Annotated in this window: 13 protein-coding genes and 2 pseudogenes; 6 read left to right on the plus strand and 9 right to left on the minus strand. The window is 66.4% G+C overall.

Annotated elements, in window-relative coordinates:
- The first annotated feature begins 108 nt into the window (after positions 1–108).
- On the plus strand, positions 109–540 hold the full coding sequence (locus ABD350_RS06215; RefSeq protein ID WP_344346732.1) for an ATP-binding protein: 432 nt from the start codon (positions 109–111) through the stop codon (positions 538–540).
- Entirely contained in the window at positions 537–1076 is a 540-nt protein-coding gene (locus tag ABD350_RS06220) for a DUF6415 family natural product biosynthesis protein (RefSeq protein WP_344346733.1), read from the plus strand. Before ABD350_RS06215 ends, ABD350_RS06220 begins: the two co-directional genes overlap by 4 nt.
- Before the next feature lie 659 nt (positions 1077–1735).
- Here the strand turns inward: ABD350_RS06220 and ABD350_RS06225 are convergent.
- Entirely contained in the window at positions 1736–1906 is a 171-nt protein-coding gene (locus ABD350_RS06225; RefSeq protein ID WP_344347062.1) for a hypothetical protein, read from the minus strand.
- Between the two features lie 1525 nt (positions 1907–3431).
- On the opposite strand from ABD350_RS06225, the gene ABD350_RS06230 reads away from it, so the two are divergent.
- Positions 3432–3770 (plus strand): ASCH domain-containing protein, encoded by a 339-nt coding sequence (locus ABD350_RS06230; protein ID WP_344346734.1) that lies wholly within the window; start codon positions 3432–3434, stop codon positions 3768–3770.
- A gap of 511 nt (positions 3771–4281) precedes the next feature.
- Here the strand turns inward: ABD350_RS06230 and ABD350_RS06235 are convergent.
- Positions 4282–5472: an ImmA/IrrE family metallo-endopeptidase gene (locus tag ABD350_RS06235; RefSeq protein ID WP_344346735.1), complete on the minus strand. Its 1191-nt coding sequence runs from the start codon at positions 5470–5472 to the stop codon at positions 4282–4284.
- On the minus strand, positions 5441–6097 hold the full coding sequence (locus tag ABD350_RS06240; RefSeq protein ID WP_344346736.1) for a hypothetical protein: 657 nt from the start codon (positions 6095–6097) through the stop codon (positions 5441–5443). Before ABD350_RS06240 ends, ABD350_RS06235 begins: the two co-directional genes overlap by 32 nt.
- A gap of 279 nt (positions 6098–6376) precedes the next feature.
- Here ABD350_RS06240 and ABD350_RS06245 point away from each other — a divergent pair, with 279 nt between their 5' ends.
- On the plus strand, positions 6377–7294 hold the full coding sequence (locus tag ABD350_RS06245) for a restriction endonuclease (protein WP_344346737.1): 918 nt from the start codon (positions 6377–6379) through the stop codon (positions 7292–7294).
- A 218-nt stretch (positions 7295–7512) separates the two neighbouring features.
- Here ABD350_RS06245 and fxsT read toward each other — a convergent pair whose 3' ends face one another.
- Together fxsT and ABD350_RS06255 are read right to left on the minus strand one after the other, a co-directional pair.
- Positions 7513–10731, minus strand: a complete 3219-nt coding sequence (gene fxsT, locus ABD350_RS06250; RefSeq protein ID WP_344346738.1) for an FxSxx-COOH system tetratricopeptide repeat protein — start codon at positions 10729–10731, stop codon at positions 7513–7515.
- Positions 10732–11331: 600 nt separating this feature from the next.
- Positions 11332–11511 (minus strand): annotated as a pseudogene (locus tag ABD350_RS06255) (tyrosine-type recombinase/integrase); the annotation flags it as partial.
- Positions 11512–11593: 82 nt separating this feature from the next.
- On the opposite strand from ABD350_RS06255, the gene ABD350_RS06260 reads away from it, so the two are divergent.
- The gene (locus tag ABD350_RS06260; protein ID WP_344346739.1) at positions 11594–12961 is read left to right on the plus strand and encodes an FG-GAP repeat domain-containing protein; all 1368 of its coding nucleotides are present in this window, start codon (positions 11594–11596) and stop codon (positions 12959–12961) included.
- An 896-nt stretch (positions 12962–13857) separates the two neighbouring features.
- Here ABD350_RS06260 and ABD350_RS06265 read toward each other — a convergent pair.
- Positions 13858–14253: an immunity 7 family protein gene (locus ABD350_RS06265; protein ID WP_344346741.1), complete on the minus strand. Its 396-nt coding sequence runs from the start codon at positions 14251–14253 to the stop codon at positions 13858–13860.
- Positions 14254–14260: 7 nt separating this feature from the next.
- Positions 14261–14995, minus strand: a pseudogene (locus tag ABD350_RS06270) (restriction endonuclease fold toxin); the annotation flags it as partial.
- A gap of 636 nt (positions 14996–15631) precedes the next feature.
- Here ABD350_RS06270 and ABD350_RS06275 point away from each other — a divergent pair.
- Entirely contained in the window at positions 15632–16915 is a 1284-nt protein-coding gene (locus ABD350_RS06275) for a M6 family metalloprotease domain-containing protein (RefSeq protein WP_344346742.1), read from the plus strand.
- A 91-nt stretch (positions 16916–17006) separates the two neighbouring features.
- Here ABD350_RS06275 and ABD350_RS06280 read toward each other — a convergent pair whose 3' ends face one another.
- Together ABD350_RS06280 and ABD350_RS06285 are read right to left on the minus strand one after the other, a co-directional pair.
- The gene (locus ABD350_RS06280; RefSeq protein WP_344346743.1) at positions 17007–17609 is read right to left on the minus strand and encodes a hypothetical protein; all 603 of its coding nucleotides are present in this window, start codon (positions 17607–17609) and stop codon (positions 17007–17009) included.
- A 197-nt stretch (positions 17610–17806) separates the two neighbouring features.
- Entirely contained in the window at positions 17807–18277 is a 471-nt protein-coding gene (locus tag ABD350_RS06285; RefSeq protein ID WP_344346744.1) for a hypothetical protein, read from the minus strand.
- Between the last annotated feature and the right edge of the window lie 83 nt (positions 18278–18360).

The following is an 18360-nucleotide window of genomic DNA, read 5'->3' on the forward strand; positions in this document are numbered from 1 at the left end:
GATCTTTGACCACGTTGACCATCCCCGACCTCTTGGCCCCATGCCGGAGTCCCGGGTTGAGCGGTTCGCTCTTGTAGAGCCAGCTACTCGAACGAGCGGAGCACCCGCATGCACCTCTCTACTGGCGAACACGGCGCCCAGTCTCCGGCCGAGTTCCAGGTCACCATGCCCCCGTCTCCGACATGCGCCGGCCAGGCAAGGCGTATCGCCGATGCGTTGATGCGGAAGTGGGCCGTCCCCTCACTCCTGACCGGCGACGTCCGGCTCGTCGTGTCCGAACTGGTCACCAACGCCTTCCTGCACAGCGGCACCGACGTGATCACCTTGTTCATGGCAGTCCAGGACGGCGTCCTCCGGATCGACGTACGTCACCAAGTGACCAGGCAACGGCCCATTCTCCGCAAGCCCCGCGATGACGACGAGCACGGCCGTGGCCTGCTGCTCGTAAAGGCGATCGCGGACAACCGACAGGGGACCTGGGGAGTCAGCTGCGACGGCACCACCACCTGGTGTGAGCTGAGTGTGGCGGTGACCCGATGACGCACGCCGCTCTATCGGACCAGGCCGGATACCGCTCACCCCTGCCGGTACGGGAGAAGGACCCCACCGTCCCCGCTGCCCCTGCCGAACCATCGCTCGGTGTGCAGGGCTACCAGCAGGTACTGGAAAAGATGCATGGCTGGGTCCCGGTGGACTGGGACTCCGTGTTCGACGGCCTCGACACGATCTTCGGCGACGAGGTCAGCCATCACGCCGTCAGCGCTCTCAGACCGAGGAAGTGCTGCATCGCGCCTGATTACGAGGACCCTGCCGAACTCGCACAGCGCTTCCGCGCGGCAATCACCCAGCTCGTGCACCGGGGCCGACGAGACGAGGTCGAACGAAAGCATCCGGACGTCATCGGATTGATCGAACGGGCGCGCGCACTGCAATCGGAACGGTTGCCCGCTGACCCGCGGCAGGCACTGGGGTTCCTCCGGCGGCTGGGCGAGGTCACCCTCGAACTGGCCGATCGCCTGGAGAAGGCCGGCAGCGTCAACGGGCTGGTCGAGACGTCAGGGTTGATCGAACGATGACCACGACCACGCCAGTGCCTCGCCAGCACGCTGGCAGTCTTCGCTCTTCCGACGCCGTACGACTACGAGCACTACTGGGACCGCGAGCCCTGGGATCTGGACGGCGTCGTGGCCGTCACCGCAGTTGGTTACGCCCCGGCGGACACCTTCAGCCATCACCGCCAGGCGGCAGACACGGCGACAGCACGGCTATGGGTCCCGGAGCAGGAAGCACGACCCACTCCAACCACCTCAGCAGATCGGAAACTGGACATGACGCAAGAGATCGTGCATACCGTCACTGTCACCGGTGACCACGTCCGCCGTGGTGACGTGATCAGTGTGGGCGGCATCCCTCACGCTGTGGCCGACGTACGCGAGGTCGGCGGACAGCGCAAGCTGCTCCAGTTCGAGGACGGCAACGCTTACGTCCTGTCCCGGGCGGTGATCATCGAAGTCACCCGCGTTTACGTACCCCGCCGCGCCACCACGTCGGCACAGTGGAGGGGTGCGACTCCCGGCACGGCTGGGGCTTCGACCCAACGTGCCCAGAGGCGTACTTCGTGGCGAAACTTGCGGGGGGACTGAACGCCCTGGCTGACCATCGCGAGTTGGGGCCAGCCGGGCGTACAACGTCCGAGTATGACGCTGTTCAACAACCAGTCGACTGTTGGACGGAGTCACCGCAGCAGGGTGTGGAGCAGACCTACCACAGCCAAACCCACGAGAAGCGCGACCCCGACGGCAGGGTGCAGGAAGGCGATGTACGTACCGGTGGCGCCAGCCAGCAGCAGTACAGCGGTACGGGTGTCCAGACCGTTCATGACGAACTCCAAGGGCGGGTGAGACACGGCCCATCCGTGTTCAGGCCGCACCTTGCGACACACAAGGCTTAGCTCCGCAACTCCCGCGAAAATCCGCATCTATACGCAGCGAACTGCCAGTTCAGGGGGTGTATCGTCCGGACAGGCCCGAGTTGGGCCCGGATAATTTGGCCTATGGCACCGACAGCTGTCGGTGCCGTGCCAGCGGCCCTCAGCGGGCGCAGCACGTACACGGCCGCCCCGCCGCCACAGCACTGGCAAAGTTCGCCACCGCCGTGCACCTACCCACAGTCGGCCAGCGGCCCGTGTTCCCTCACGCCAGCGCCGAGATGACCTCGCCGCCGCCGAAGCAAAGCGCGCCGTGGAAGCCGTCCCTGGACAGCAGGTCACGCGCGTCGATCTCGAAGCGCTGTGATGCAGGCATCCAGCAAGTGAGTAGGGCAAGCCCTCGAACCGCCGCTGGGGAACCACATCTGGTCAACGTTCCGGAACTCCGGCCCTCGGGGGTGAGGAGTGCGAGCAGGTCGGCACGACCAGGTCCCACGGGTGCACGCGCTTCCACCGGCCGACCGTGACCAGCAGCAGTCTCACGATCACGGGCCCTCCCACCCCAGCACGGACAGCCGGCTCACCGTCGGAATCACCCGTCCGAAAATCGGCCATTGCCGCCCAACTGGCGTGTGCAGTCGAGCAGTCGGCGGCCCCCGGTTGTCAGTGCCGGCCGCTACCGTCGATTGCTGTGCCGAGGAGTACCCGGCCCCGTCTGGGGGTGCACCTGCCCCCTCTCACTGCCGAGGACCGCCCGTGACCTACGTACGCCCCCACTACCGCCGCGACGGCACCTTCGTCAAAGGCCACAATCGCCGCACCAAGCCGCGCACCGCACAGCCCGGTGCGACTGCCCGACACACAACCGCGCAGCCCCGCCCGGTACCCGCTGCCGCGCCGACAACCTACGTCCACCCCTATTACCGCTCCGACGGGACCCGCGTGCGCGGGCACCATCGGTCCATCCACCCACGCACCGTCGCCGTAGCGGCGGGCACCGGAGGCGGAGGTCTGGTGCTGCTCCTAGTACTGCTGGCCCTGGCCAGCGGGCCGGGAACCACTACGAAGGCACCGGCCAACACGACCCCGTCGCAATCGGCATCGACTCCAGCCATTCCCCGCCGATAGCGCTGTTCGACAAGCGTTCGTACCGTCTGACGGGCTCCACGCGGCGAGCGCACTTCCGGGGCCTCGGACAGGCGTGCCGTCCGGGGCCCCGGTGCCCTCAAAGACCACGCTGTGCGTGCGTTCAGTGGTACAGGCAGCTACGCACCTACGTGCCAAAGTGATCGGATCCACCCGTCACTCGACACCAATCGAACGACACTCATTGCCAAGCAGCCCCCGCGGCGTCCCGGGCACCCAGCCGGGAGGCCATCACCCGCCTCGACCTCGCACCCGCAGGCAGCCGTCGAGGGCCTGCCCGAACAGCTCACCACCGCCGACGCGGCCGCCCGTCGGCCCTGCCCACAACACCGTCCGGAGCGTGAAGGAAGGAGGACCGATGGCCGAGCACTCACTGAACATCCGCAAGCCCTACTTCGACCTGATCGCCAGCGGCGCGAAGACCATCGAGGTCCGCGTCGGCTATCCCAAGATCCGCAAGATCACCGCCGGAGACACCCTGCGGATCAGCTGCGGTGACGACATCCTCACCCGCCGCGTCATCAAGGTCAGCGAGTACGAGTCCTTCCAGGCTCTGCTCGACACCGAGGACCCGGCCGCGATCGGCGGCCCGGGCATGACCCCGGACCAGCTCGTCGCCGCGATCCGCGACATCTACCCGCCCGAGAAGGAAGCCCTCGGCGTCTTCGCTCTCCACCTTGCCCAGGCCAGCGACTGAGCGAGGCCGGCCCAACGCGGGCATCGTGCTTCCCGCCGAGGCCGGCGCGGAAGGGCGGGCGGAGGCCATCCGCGCCGCTGACCACCACGCCCCCGGGCGGGAGGCCCGGCAACGTGTGACTGCCTTCGCCCGCCCCCGCCTGCGGGACCTCTAACACATCGGGGGCTAGCTCGCGGCGAGGGCGTCCTCGGTCTGATTCAGCCGGTCCGTCCACCAGCGCAGCAGCGCCTCATCCGCAGTGAACAACTCATCGAACGAGAAGTCACCGCAGTCGCACTGGAACTCTAGCTGTCAGAAATCCGTCATCCGACGGTCATCCGTGACAGGTTTTGTGGCGCTGCTCTCTACTAAGGGACTAAACCGCCGTTGATGGTCAGCCAGTTACCGTGGCATGGCAGCCGCAAGGCCCTCGTCCTATCATGACGAGGGCCTTGGGCTGTTCTAAGGCCGCTTTCACAACACCACCGACCAGCATGTCAGGGGTTACCTCACCGGCATGGTTGTGCCCAAATCAGCGCGCCAGCCGAGTAGGGCCAGTGGCCGGGCCCTCACCGCGACGCTTGAATTGAACCACTCTCGACTCGCCCGTTGCGCTCTCCGGCTGAGGCGATCGTGACGGCCTGCGATTTCCTGACGCCTTCGGCGTAGGTGCGATCGACCGGAGTACAGCCGGCGGGATCGCCAAGTGATCCGCCCCTGGTACGTACGGTTTGGAGCCGAAGCGCCGTTCCAGCAGGGTCCATAGGAGAAGAGGGGTTTCCTGACCTACTTCAACTGGCTCCTGCTTTCGCCAATTGCGTTGAGATAGCTGGACATACAAGGACCGCTTACGCGTCTCATCGATCCTGCCAACAGCGGACGCACGCATAATCAGAGCCTGAATGGAGATGCCCCATGTGGCCTTCATCCGCGCGTACTCCGTCAGCGTCATCCGCGGGGACAAATCCTCCTGTGCCCGTTCCCGGGGCATGAGCAGAGCCGATGCGAAGCGGTTGGCCTCTGCTTCAGCGTCCTTGGCCCGGGGGCGGAATGTGTGAAGAACCAGGTGCCCTAGCTCATGAGCGAGAGTGAACCGGTCGCGGTCACCGCTGGCCGGAAAGTACCCGATCAGCGCTGTCCCACCGAGACCACTCCAATAGGAGACACCGAAGTGATCATTGCTGCTGGGTTCGTCGCCGGACTGGTCGGTCAGAACCATCGGGGCAACAGCGATGCCCCCTCTCTCAAGAGCCCGTGTCAGGTGAGGGATCGGCTTGTCCGGGGCGAGTCGGAGGGCAATACGGGTCTGATCCGCTAGCTCTTCGATCTCCTCGCTGGTGACCTCGTCCGCGTCTGTAAAGGGCAGAGGAGGTGTTGGATATCGCTCCGATGTGATCAGGTCGTCGGAGACTCTGTAGCTCTCGCTGTAGAGGGCATGCACTCGCTTTGTCACCGTCCGCTTCGCGGAGGCGAGCTTCCTGAACCGCAGGGAGTCCAGCGGGACTGCCATGGGCTGGACATAGAAGAACCCGATGGGTGTCTCGGTGGCCTGCGCGATAAGTCCCAGCTTGGCGTCGTCGTGGTCGCGGTAGCCGTTTTCGACGTCCGAGATCCAGGACGATGCCACTCCGGACATCGACGAGACCTGGGCCTGCGTGAGGCCCATCAGCTCTCTGAGCGTGCGCAGGCGTTCACCCGGAGATGCCGCCAGCACCGAAGTCATTGCCCTCCTCCTCGTTCGGGATGTTCAAGTGGATGTCCTCGTCCGAGGGAAAGAACTCCATGGAGCTCAGTTCCTCGGCGGTGGTGGGCAGCACGAAATCCACGTCGACCGGGACGCGCCGGCCATAGAGGCTGGGGCCGATCGGACGGACGACCCGGAGCGTCGGCTCGCCGGTCGCGGCGTCCAGGTCCCACAGGATCAGCACCCGGTCGTTCATCGGGCCGAAGATCGGCTCTTGTATACCGAACCGCATCTGTCTGTGGTCGAGGGGCACATTCCGGTAGAACGCTCGCCGTGCGAGGTTGCGCCCCGCAGCAGGGATGTCCCCGGACGGGCCGTGGAGGACACGAGCGCGCAGCTCGCCGTTCGTCAGCCACAGCTCGCCGTTACGCCGGTGATTACCCGAGAGTCTCCACGGGTCTACGTTGCGCTTGCTCAGGTCGTGGTGCACGTGGGCGCGCACGTAATGGGTGCGCAGCCACTTGTACTCGCGGCCCGAGAAGTCGGGAACGTGGTCCCGCTCGGACTCGTCGGGACGAAGATGGATCTTGGCTACGCCCGCACGGGCGAAGCAGTCGTACAGCGGCTCACACAGGTCGGTCATGGCCTGCTTGATCCGTTCCACACCACCGTTATCCATGCCTGAGAAATTATCACGCAAAAAGTTAAGGGTCTAGCAGATCGCCCCCTGAGCGCCGCGAGATCATACACCGAACATCAGTTCGATAAGTTGGGTAGTCGCACGCACCCGCTTGACGACTCGGAGCGACAGATCAGCCGTGTCAGTGATGGGTGGTAAGCCTGTCCTTCAACCAACCAGCCCAGCGCTGTCCAGATCCGCCCACCCAGCGCAGGGCGTCAGCCCATACGGATCGACACCGCACTTCACTGACAGGGAGCACCCATGCTCGACTTTCGCGAGATGGCGCCAGATGGCGAGGGCTTGGAACAACTAGTCCGAGAGCTCGCCCTGGCCCTCGGCTACAGAGCCAAGTGGTCCGGCCGGGGAGCCGACGGCGGACGCGATCTCGTCCTGGAAGAACCAGGTGATGCCCTGCTCGGGGCGAAGACGCGGAGATGGGTGATCTCCTGCAAGCACATGGCCCACGCCAAGGATGGTGCCGGACGTTCGGTCAACGGTGAGGACGTTGGGAGCATCGGCGGCATCGTGGATGCCGTTTCCCAGCATGACGCTGACGGGTTCCTCCTCGTCTGCTCCACCCAACCTTCAAGCGCTCTGGTAACGAGGCTGGAATCGATCGAGCGAACCAAGGGCGTGCACACCCACGTATGGGACGGGGTGGAGCTCGAACGAATGCTCGCGAGTCCTCGAGGCTGGGCGGTGGCCCAGCGGTTCTTCCCGGTGAGCGCCGAAGCCAGCGGTTGGAAGGTCTTCGCCACCAGTGAGCCGAACCGGTTCATTGGCATCACCCGGGGCTTCTACCTCCGTGTCGCCAACCGACACGGGAGTGCGGTCGGATTCCCGCTCAACTGGATCGACGAGCGCCTGGACAGGATCGCCTCGATCTCACTGCCCGTTGGGCACGAGATTCGCCCGCGGGGTGTCTTCTACGATGAGAAGCACGGCGGATTCGTCTGGTATCTCGACTACCTGTACGGGTACCGCAGTTGGCAGCATGAGGGGATCGAGCAGCCGATGAACGAGTACACGTTGCGTCAGCAGCTCGGCGACGATGGCGTCTCCTATGACGACGGCCAGTACGACAACTTCGACATCACCTTCCGGAAGGTCAACCGAGGTCACGACGCCTACGACGCGGACCACTACCGGTACTACGAGAGTGTCCCCGGCTACGTCTAGGACGCTGGTAGCCGACGAACCGCCGCCAAGCGACGCCCCTGAATCAGCACAGACGAGGCGAACCATGCCGAGACGCTGAGCTTGTCCGACAGGCTCAGCGCCCCAATGGATCACTTGCCGCTGTCCTCGGCGAGAGCGTGAGCGACGGAGGCGTTGGCGTGACCGCGGCCGCGCCGGCCACTCAGACCGACCATGCGTGAACCCAATTTAAGGCAGCTCTAGCCGAGTTGAGGCCGCATGTCCCGCGCAGATGCCAACAGCCTGTCTGGGGCGCGAAAACCATTCTCGTACACCATCACGACAAAGGTCAGTTGCCGATCTGCCGCTGCGAGTTCACCGAGGAGCAGATGCGCGTAGGCCAAGTTCAGCCTAGCGCTCAGGGTGTCCTCGTCGTCGCTGCCGAGGTGCGAGGCCAATGGGTCGACCAGGACATCCAGTTCGCGAGCGGCGAGGTCCACTCGGCCCTGTCGGAGCGCGACCGCTGCCGCCTGGCTGAGCGTTCTCAAGGTATCGGGGTGCCTCGCGCCCAGGACGTCGCTTTGCGCCTCAGCCAAGAGCCGCAGCTGATGCTCGGCGGCGATGTCCTGATCTAGCTCGAAGTACAGGTCCGCCAAGTGCCGACGTACCGAGAGCAGAATGGGGTGGCCGGCTCCGTGGGAGGCAAGGAGATAGGTCGACAGGGACTGCAGCACGGCCTGGGCCTCGACGTGTCTGTCGAGCAGACGAAGCGTGTCAGCGTGGCCCAGGCACGCGTCGAGTGTCTCAGGGTGAGTGGGACCAAGCGCTGCTGCCAATGCCTCAGCCGCAGCACGGAAATGTGCCTCGGCCTCGGCGGGCCTTCCCGTCGCGGCGAGCAACCCAGCAAGAGTACCCTGGACCCGGTGGGAGGACGCGTGCCCTCGGGGGGCAATGCGGGCCCACGTTGCGTGGATATCCCGCAGCTCTGCCTCCGCCTCGACGAACCGACCGAGACGCAGAAACGCGTAGCAAACGTTATGTCGGGTAACGAGTGTGCTCGGATGGTCGCGGCCCAGCGTCTGTCCTTCCAGCCGGAGGGTCGCCTCGAACTCGTCGAGGGCCTGCTCGACCTCACCGAGTTCAAGCAGCAGGTCCGCCAGTTCATGGCGGGCACTGAGCGTGGTGGGAGAGGCGTCGCCCAGCGCGTTCGCCATGTCGGGGAGCAGTTGCTCGAACGAGCTGCGAGCCTCGGCGAGACTTCCTCGGCCACGCAGCGCTCTGGCGAGTTCGTGCCGCGCTGCGAGGGTGGTCGAATGCTCGGGGCCCAGCACGCCGGTCAGATGCGGAACGAGTCTTGAGAACTCCGCGTGCGCGCCCTCGACGTCTCCCCGCTGAAGGCGGATCCGCACCAATTCATGGTGAACGGTCAACGTGTTCTCGTGATCCGGACCAAGAACCCGCGTCGCTGTGCGCAGCACGTCACCGAAGTCTGCCTCCGCTTCATCGAGGCGACCTTGATCGCGTTTCAGCAGGGCAAAGTTGTGCCGTGCAGCCAGGACAGTCCCTGGGCCGTCGTCGGTAGCGGTACGTGTGTAGGAGGCCAGGGCATGACCGAACTGCTCCTCCGCCACTGACCACTGGCCTGACTGCTGCGCGTATACCGCCGCCCGGTGCGCGAGATCGCCTCGCATTCGGTACTCCAGCGAGGTAGCGGGCGTCGTGTCTGCCGTGACATGGACGCAGTGCGGCAGCAGCAGCCGCCACAGAGGCCAGTTCGCCGGGGCCACCGGGTCAACCCCCTTCGCCACCATCGCGAGCAGGGTGGTCGACAGCGTCGAATACACCGGCGCCGCCTCGACTGCGGCCGGCTGGGTACGGGTGATTTCCCGGACGAGCGGGTGGATGATCAAAGTTTCGGCCGTCGAGCCAAGGCCCTCAAAGCGCCGACGGTGCAGCAGTCCGCACCCCAACAGACCGCGTACCGCAGCTTCGAGCCCAGAGGAGGACAGATCCTTGAAGTCGTTTGTGATAGCGAGCCCGCTCCTACGAAGTAGGACGACCGGCAGCGGCTCGGGCGCGAAGAACGAGATCAGCCGGAACAGTGGCCGTGCGGCCACTATGCCCCGCATCTCCAGCAGATCCAGCGACATCTCCCATGTACGGCCCAGCGGGCCGTGTGGATCGTGCGGCAGAGCTGCAACCGCCTCGGCGAATTCCGCGTCCAGTGCCTGCCCGTACGCAGTGAATGTTCGAGGAACCTCCGACTCGGGAAGTACCAGGTCGCCGCTGGTCATCGCCAGATACTTGCCGACGAGCAGTAGGGCGAGAGGAAGGCCGCCCAACCGCCTCGCCAGATGTACTGCATCGTCCTCGGAGCCGGCGTCGGGCGCCAGTTCACGGAGCATCTCGGCGCCTTCGGCCTCGGAGATCGGGGCAATGGCATGGACCGCCGATGACGTCCACCAAGAACCGGAGCTCTGGTCGCGGCTCGTCACCACCACCATGTTGCCCGCGGCCGGCTGCCTGATCCAGTCCCGCACCACCGCCGGGTCGTCGGCGTTGTCAACGACCAGCAGCCAGGGCCCAGCGGTCGAGCTGTTCAGAGCGTCCCACAGCACATCTCGGGCCGCCTCGTGGTTGCGCCACACCTCGCGCGCTTCGGCACGCTCTACCCCTGCTTGTACGGCGACCTCACGCAACGCTGCCACGAACGTAGCCGGGGTTGCGGCGTCGACCCACCACACTGCCCGCCGTGCGGCGACCCGTCGAGCAAGCGCCAGCGCGACTGTACTTTTACCAGTGCCGCCCATACCGCACAGGACCAACCGCCCGCCGGCGTTCGCCATCCGCTCTTCCAACGCGGTCAGCAGCGCTTCCCGCCCGCGGATCCGGTGCTCGACCAAGTCCTCGGGCACTGCCACCGACAGTGTGCCAACGGACGCATCACTCATACCCGGCAGTGGCGGAACACTCAGATATCGCTCGGCCAGGAAGTAGAGATCGGGTCTGGTCAGGAAGTCTGCCAGAGCAACCGCATCGAAGATCTCCAGCTTGACCTGATGGACTTCGCGCGCCTCCTCCTCCAACGTGTGTCGTGTACTGATCGTCACCGGGGTCACTGTGAAATACAGCACACGGTGTACGGGACTACCTTGACCGCAGATCGAGGCCAAGTCCCGTCTGATCTTGGCGGGAACACGGTCCTTCTGGATCGTGCAGGCCAAGACGACCTTCTCCCTGGAAGCCAGGCGCGCGAAAGCCGAGACCGGTGACGCGGCAAGGTCCGTCCAGAAACTCTCGGCGTCCCGACCCTGATCGCCCCCGCTGCTTACGGGGCCGGTCGCCGGCACCAAATTGCTCACGAGCACGCGACGGGCCACGTCGAGACACAGCTGTTCGAACTCGTGATGCGCGTTACGCTCCCCGAGAGTATCCAGTGCGTACCGGATCAACAGTCCGGCCTGCCTAGGGGTGTTCACCAGTCGGCTCCTCACCTCAGCTCCCACAGGGATCAACGACAGTCTGCCGCACCCCACTGACAATGGTGCTGATCAATCCGCGAACTCCGGTAACAACCGAAGAGTTCCTGTACCGCCGCACCCCGTCTTGGTCTCGCGTCGGCAGCATCGGCTGCGCGGACACCCTGCTCGCCGGCGAAATGGTCACCGTCGACGGTGCCGGGACCGACAATTTCCTGTCACATGTGCAATCGCGACTGAGACTGTCGAGCCGCCCGGGAAACAGCGGTGGTCGGCCGACGCAAGCACCACCCATGCCCCTAACCAGACAGCTCGGCGACGTCGTGCCCATAGCGTGCCCATAAGAGCGGACGACCATGGTTAACAACGGTGCGAACCGACCCTCACGACCACGCCGAGGAGAGGGGATCTACCCAGGTCAGAGAATCAGAGCCCGCCCAAGCGCCGTCGCTTCCCAAGCTGAGAGCGCGAGTTCGATTCTCGTCACCCGCTCTGTGAGAAACCCCCAGGTCAGAGACCTGGGGGTTATTTATTGTCTGGACCACTGGTCGGGCCGCGCACCACATCCGCACCACAAGCGGCGGCTAGCTGCCGGTGGGCTGGGATACCGGCGGCGGCTCGGGCGCGTCGCCACTTCCGGCCGAAGGACGTGCGGCGGAAGGGCGCTCCCTTCTCGCCGACGAAGACCAGGCCGTCAGGTCCCTTCTCGGCGAACCACGCGAGGTGCTGCCTCAGCTCCTTGTGGAGGAAGGCCGGGTGTACGACGGGCCGGGCGCCCGCGTCCGGTTGCCAGGTCGGCGACCTCCGGGCGGTGGGCCGCTGGGTGTACTGGTCCGGCTCGTGCGCCCTTGCCCAAGGCAACGTGGACAAGGCCTTCGTGTACGACACCCGTAAGAAGGCGCTCATCGCCGTGCCCGCCGGCCGAGGGACGCGCCTGAGCGACGGCTTCCTGGTCACGAGTGGCCCCATATCCGGGGTGCTCACCCTCACGGACGTCACGAGCGGCTCCGCGGTGAGCCGGACCCTGGCGGCCAAGGCCGGGAAGTGGGACGTCGATCCGTACACCGGCCTGGTCGGCTACGTGGACCCGGCCTCCCAGAACATCCACGTCCTGCGGAGTGGCGTCCCCGCCACGGACATCGCGGTCCTGGGGGCGAGGACGGAACCTTCGGTCAGCCTGGTCGACTCGTCGTCCTCGTGGGACGGCACGTGGTGGCTCTCGAAGCCGGCCGCGTCGTGGACGCTGGTGCTCAGGAACAAGGCGACCGGGGCCGCCGTGCGCACACTGTCCGGTCGCGCCGCGCATGATGCGGTCCGTACGTCCTGGAACGGCAGGACGTCGACGGGCGCGTACGCGCCGAACGGCACGTACGGCTGGACGCTGACGGTGGCCCCGGCCGACAAGCACGGTGCGTCGGCGACGGCGTCCGGCACGCTGAAGCTCACCGGTGGTGCTGCGGTGAGACGCGACCATGTCGGCTCCGACGGGATCGGTGACCTGCTCACGCTCAACTCCCAGGGTGCACTCACCTTCCACCGGGGCGACGGCACCGGGAAGTTCTCGACGAAGACTTCCGCTTCGGGATGGCCGGCCTCGATCACGGTGGTGCCGTTCGGGGACCTGAACGGTGACCGCTGCAATGACGTGCTCGTACGGGTCGGCGGCGGTGCGCTGTGGGCGTACCGACCGGGGTGCGGCAAAGCCCTGACGACGTCCACCCCGTACACCACACTGGGAACATCGGGCTGGAACCAGTACAACGTGCTGACCTCACCGGGTGACATCACCGGTGACGGCCGGGCGGACCTGATCGCCCGCCAGGCGTCCACCGGGGACATCTACCTGTACAAGGCCACGAGCAGCGGAAAGCTCTCGGCTCGGGTGAAGATCTTCTCCAAGTGGTCCGGTTACAAGAAGATCACCGGCGTCGGCGACCTCAACGGTGACGGATACGGAGACCTGCTGGCGCAGGACACATCGAACAAGCTGTGGCGGTACGCGGGCACGGCGACCGGCGGCTTCAGGGCGCGGGTCAAGGTGGCCGACAACTGGAGTGCCTCCTACAACGTCGTGGTGGGCGTCGGTGACATCACCGGGGACGGGAGGGCGGACATCGTCTCCCGCGACACCTCCGGCAAGCTGTGGCGCGACAACGGCAACGGCAAGGGCTCCTTCGGCACTCGCACCGGGATCGCCACTGGGTGGCAGGGTTACAAGGCCCTGTACTGACCGCCCGTGACGCGTCAGGGGCGAGGGAGTGCACGCCCCTGACCACAGCGGCCGAGAGCTCACCGAGGTCGAAACGTGGGCTCGCGATGTGCTGTCCCCGCGAAGCCCCCCGGGCTCAGCCGCACCGCGGGTGACACTCGTGCGCAGTCGCGACGATTCCGCTCGGTCGTCCTTAGCGTGCCCTTCAGAGCAGAGAAGCAGAGAGACCCTCGTGGCCTTCGCGTACCTGTACAAGCAGGAACCGCTGGGTGAGTTCACGTGGAACGGGGCGCCGGCCGAGCCGGACCTGAAGTAACCCAGGCGCCGTGCGGGAGCGGCAGGACCGGCGCGATCGGGCGGACGGTGATCAATCGTCGTCGGCTCGGTCGTCGTTACCACCTGCCAACGTAGTCGTCGCGAACGACGGCTTGATGCATTGTGATGCACACGATAATTGCGTCCCGTCCTACAGCTCGTGCAAGGCGATGAGTTCCTCCGGGCGATGCACCATGTTCCACCTGACGGTGGGGGACGCTCGCAAGACCCCACGTGTCAGCTCGCCACATCGCCGCACCCACCAGGTGCCGACACCGCAGCCCTACTGTGATCCACCACAGTCGCGCCCTGCCCGCCCCCTGCCCCCGCTCGCTTCATCGACCACCGTCTCCACCCGACCACCACAGCCACGCTGTCGGAGGGAGCACCGGCAGCAGCGGCCCGATGGGCGCCGACGGCGGCCCAGGGCGATACGCCGTAACACTCGCGGCTTGATCACAGCGCCGTAGTGACCGTGACAAGGCATCTTGGCTACGGCACGGCCATGTGTCGGCCTCTCGTCACCCGCTCCTTTTGGAGCCCCGGTTCAGTGGCTTGGAGCTTGTCTGTGAACAGTGCCGATGCCGCGTATCGGCCGCCTGTCAGTCCTCGATGACCGGACGGCACGGCGACAGGAACGGGTCAAGCCGGTCCTGTACCTCTCCCCTGGCCATGACACGCACCCGGAAGGCTCCCGGGCCCGGCGGATGGTCCATGTCGGCGGAACGCTCGTAAAGCAGCCCCCAGGACCCAGGAAAGCGACGCGCGATGAAGTGGACGAGAGCGTCCAGTTCCTCAGCCTCATCTCGGCGCCGGTTGACCAGACCGTCGGTCCGTACGAAGTACTCCCCGTTGTGGACCTTCAGCGTCACCTCGCCGGTTGCCCAGTCAATGCGATCGATGGCCGCCCTCAGTTCGGCCACTCCTTCCTCCAGCGATCCCGCGTCCGCCTCTTCAGGGGACTCGGCAATGCCGAACCAACCATGGAACTCGTACATATGCCTCTCACAAGGGTTTTGTGTCGATCACTGGCTGGATACCGTACCTCCTGCCGTACTCTTGGAGCTTGGCGATCACTCCGGGCCCTGGCTCTCCATCGAAGTGGAAATAAGGAGTGCGACCGGATTGGATCGCGTACTCGAACGTGGCTTTCGCCTGGTTTCTGAGAGCGCTTCCCATCTGCATTCCACCGGGCTTTGACTGCGCCAAGTAGTCATCGCTGATCGCGTCGATCTCCCTCCCCTTCGGATCGTGCTCGAACTTCACGCGGGACTCGCCGCCGAGCCGCTCGGCGAGAGCATCGGCAGCGGGGTCCGGCTTGTTGACCTTGACGAGACCGCCGAGGCCGCCATTGTTCTCGTACGGCGCGAGGCCGAGCGGGTCGCTGGTCGTGTGCGGGTTGTGTACGTAACCGGCCGGGTCGGGGGCCGGCGCCAGCCCGAGGGGGTCGGGGGTGATGTAGCGGGCGGTATGGGGGTCGTAGTAGCGGTGGTGGTTGTAGTGGAGGCCCGTCTCCGGGTCGAAGTACTGGCCGGGGAAGCGCAGGGGTGTGTAGGCGGTCGCGGTCGCGTTCCATGTGGTGATGCCCCACAGCGTGCTGCGACTGTGCCAGGCGATGCGGCCCTGCTCGTCGATGAGTTCGGCGGGTGTGCCGATCAGGTCGGTGGCGACGGCGAAGAAGCGTGCGTCGATCTCTTCCTGCGTGCCCGCGTCGACGAGCCGCTCGGTCTGAGCGACCGGCGCGTATGAGCGCCGTGACCTGTCGCGCCGGGCACCCAGCCACTGGGCCGAGCCCGGATACAGCTACCCAGTGAGACCAAACAAGTGCGCCTGCCGGGATGCTTACGAAACAACTAGTGCGGCTCCACCCTCTGGGGGCCGTCGTTGGCCCCCGGGAACAGCCACGCGACACATCAGGGCGTGCCCACGGTCTGCCCTTCAGAGCGGTCCGCCACGGTCAACGGAGGTCCAGCCGTCCCTCCGGGAATAAGGGCCATAGCCATGAAGCACGGGTCAGATGCCATACGTGCGTTGGCGTCGTTTCCCAAGCTGCGAGCGCGAGTTTTCGATTCTCGTCACGCGCTCCATGAGAACCCCCAGGTCAGAGGCCGGGGGGTTGTTTGTTGTCTGGACCGCTGGGCGGGCCGCGCACCGCATCCGCACCATAAGCGGCGGCTAGCTGCCGGATGTGGCCCGGCCCGTCACGGTCGGTGCACGACCCAGCTTTCTGCCAGTACCGGGTAAGGGGCCGCTGAGCGGGCGGGCCGTTCGGTGGCTAAGGGAGATCATGCGCCGGGGCGCCTTCCGCTGCACTCCATGGGGTGAGTTTGGCCGTATTGCCCCGGGCTATCTCGCTGGGGCCACGATGGTCGTCCCATGAGTGAGACGCGAGTACTGCGTGATGGGACTCCGGCGGAGGTCCGGCAGGGCAACGCGCTCCGGTTGCCGGGGGAAGGCCGGAACACCCCGCGCTTCCGGTTCCCCCGGATGCGGCGCCCGCTCCCCTTACTGGTCCTGTGGGTCCTCGCGGTTCTGCTCGCCCTGACCGCCGTCCCCACCCAGCACGCCCACGCCGTCAACGGAAGCACCTCGCCCTGTGCGCTGCAGGGGTGGGGAACCACGGTCAACGAAGGCCAGAACACCGACTACACCCAGTTCTTGAATCCCCTGGGGATCAAGAACGTCGGCGTGGTCTACGTCGACTTCCCCGATGTGGCAGGCGCCGGTGATGTCGCGGACTACTACAACCTCCTGGCCCCGGCCGCCGACTGGGTGTGGAACGCCTCGTACGGCAAGACGGGGCTGAGCATGCGGCCGATGGTGAACCGCTGGGTCCGGATGCCGACGGCCTCCAACTCCTACGGCACCTCCAGCCCCACGTACCAGCAGCACACCCGGTATGTGACCGACGCCCTCAGGGCAGCGGCCGACGCCGGCGCCGATCTGGCCAGGTATGACCTGTTCTACATCGTCTCCACCGCCCACTCGCAGGTCAGCGGCTCCCACACGTGGTACTGGACACCCACCCAGCCGATCGTCATCAAGGGCACGACGGTTCGCTGGGCGGTGACGTTCGGCACCGACATGTGGCACTGGGGGTACAAGGTGGCCGCCCACGAGACCGCCCACGTGTTCGGAGCTCCCGACCTGTACGCCTTCAGTGGTGATCAGCACCGGTACGTCGGCGGCTGGGACGTCATGGGCCACGTGGCCGGAGCCGCCCCGCAGTACTTCGGCTGGCTGTCCTGGAAGTTCGGCTGGACCGGGGACGACCAGGTGGTGTGCGTGTGGCAGAACAGGACGCAGAACACCGCCACCTTGAACGGTGTGGAGTACGTCGGCGGCACCAAGTTGCTGGCAGTCAAGACTGGCACCACCACCGCCTACGTCGCCGAGGCCCGCAGGAAGGCCCACAACGATTCCGGTGCCTGCTCCTCCGGCGTTGTCATCTACAAGGTCGACACCTCCGTCGCGAGCGGCCAGGGGCCTATCCGGGTGGTGCCCAACCCCGACGCCGCGGTGCCGCCACCAGGCTGCGGCACGCTGGACATGGCCACCTGGCAGCCCGGCCAGACCTTCTACGACCGAGCTGCCGACGTCCAGTTCACCGTCCGGTCCGCCGACGCCCACAACAGCACGGTGAACGCCGTCAAGTGGTGACCGTCGGGAGTCGCCGGGCCGACCAGCGGTCCGCTAAGGCCCGGCCGCCCGCGATGACCCCGGCCGACGCGTCACCTCGTCGTCCCGTCCGTCACCCGAGACCCGAGGACGAGTCGCAGCCGAGACCGGCGCGGCTGGCGACGGCGAAGGAGATGCTTCCGTGGTTCTCCCAGAGGTTGTTGATGTTGGCGAACAGCCACCTCGTGGTCAGGCTGTGGTCGGCCGAGGAGAGGGTGGCCGTCCGGCCCTCCGTGCCCGGCCTGATCCGGAACTTCACCACGGTGTCCCCCAGCTTGTACGGGGGCGTCTCCTGGGCGCTCAGTGTCGTGCCGGAGAAGGTGCCCGGCCCCGTCACCGACTCCACGTTGGCGACCGCCATGATGGATGCCAGATTGACCCGGTGGACGTGGTACTGCGACCCCACGGGGTTCCGTGTGGTGTCCGGGCGCCACCGGAATGTGAACGACGACCCCGGCGCGATCCGCCCGCCGAACGGGTTCGGCCACGACGATTCGTTGATCACGCCCTCGCCCAGCCGGGTGCCGAACACGTTCCGCCAGTAGAAGCGCGGGTTGAGCCACGCGTTCCCCGGCTGGACACACTCCGGGTCACGCGCTGCCGTGGCCTGCGCCGGCGCGGCCGGCTGTGCCTGCGCCGTGGCGGCGTTCGCGGGCAGTGACGACGCCAGCAGCATCGCTGCTGCCAGCGCTCCGAGGCCCCATGCCCTGCGTACTCCCCGCGTCGGCCGCGGCGCCGACGCGGCAGCGCTCCTGGTACGGCCCGGTCGATTTCCTTCTTCGTGCATGCTTCAGCCTTTCTCTTCCGCGTATCCCGTCGGCGGCTCCGGGTCGATCCGGCGGAACCACCGACGGGCCGGTTTGTCGGGAGGGCTCAGTCCTCGTTGGGATCCAGGACGCGGCCCTTGAGCTTGATCGGGTTGGCGGCGCCCACCTTGAGCTGGCCGTCGGTGTAGCGGCCCGGGGTCGCGCCGTCGACGGCGGTGACCTGGGCGCCGTAGCCGATGCACTCCTGGTTGGTGGCCAGGTACGGGTTGTGGGTGAAGGTCAGGGTGCGGCCTCCGTCGCCGAGGGTGCCCTGGGTGGTCTCCAGGTTGCCCTTCGCCTGGAGGGTGTTGACGTCGTGGTAGGCCCAGGACAGCCAGCCGGTGAACACGAAGCCGGTGGGCGCCTTCAGGGTGAAGGTGATGTCTCCCGGGTTCACCGGCTCCGGGACGGTGCTGAGGATGCCGAAGCTGAGGTGGGCGGGGACTCCGCCCGGCGCGTCCTCGACGATGCCCTGCTGGAGGATGTAGAGCTTGTTCTCGGATCCCGGCTGGACGGGGGCCTGCGTCTGCGTGGCCATGGGTGTCCCTTCTGTGGTTGGGTGCGTCCGCGTGTGCGGATCCGCCGGTGGCGGGCTTGGGGACCGGGCCCGCTCATGGACCG

The organism is Streptomyces nogalater, from assembly GCF_039532885.1.
Taxonomy (GTDB): domain Bacteria; phylum Actinomycetota; class Actinomycetes; order Streptomycetales; family Streptomycetaceae; genus Streptomyces; species Streptomyces nogalater.

Coding starts and splice junctions, on each gene's coding strand:
- ABD350_RS06215 (WP_344346732.1), top strand. CDS start 109: ATGCACCTCTCTACTGGCGAACACGGCGCCCAGTCTCCGGCCGAGTTC.
- ABD350_RS06220 (WP_344346733.1), top strand. CDS start 537: ATGACGCACGCCGCTCTATCGGACCAGGCCGGATACCGCTCACCCCTG.
- ABD350_RS06230 (WP_344346734.1), top strand. CDS start 3,432: ATGGCCGAGCACTCACTGAACATCCGCAAGCCCTACTTCGACCTGATC.
- ABD350_RS06235 (WP_344346735.1), bottom strand. CDS start 5,472: ATGACTTCGGTGCTGGCGGCATCTCCGGGTGAACGCCTGCGCACGCTC.
- ABD350_RS06245 (WP_344346737.1), top strand. CDS start 6,377: ATGCTCGACTTTCGCGAGATGGCGCCAGATGGCGAGGGCTTGGAACAA.
- ABD350_RS06265 (WP_344346741.1), bottom strand. CDS start 14,253: ATGTACGAGTTCCATGGTTGGTTCGGCATTGCCGAGTCCCCTGAAGAG.
- ABD350_RS06275 (WP_344346742.1), top strand. CDS start 15,632: ATGAGTGAGACGCGAGTACTGCGTGATGGGACTCCGGCGGAGGTCCGG.
- ABD350_RS06280 (WP_344346743.1), bottom strand. CDS start 17,609: ATGCTGCTGGCGTCGTCACTGCCCGCGAACGCCGCCACGGCGCAGGCA.
- ABD350_RS06285 (WP_344346744.1), bottom strand. CDS start 18,277: ATGGCCACGCAGACGCAGGCCCCCGTCCAGCCGGGATCCGAGAACAAG.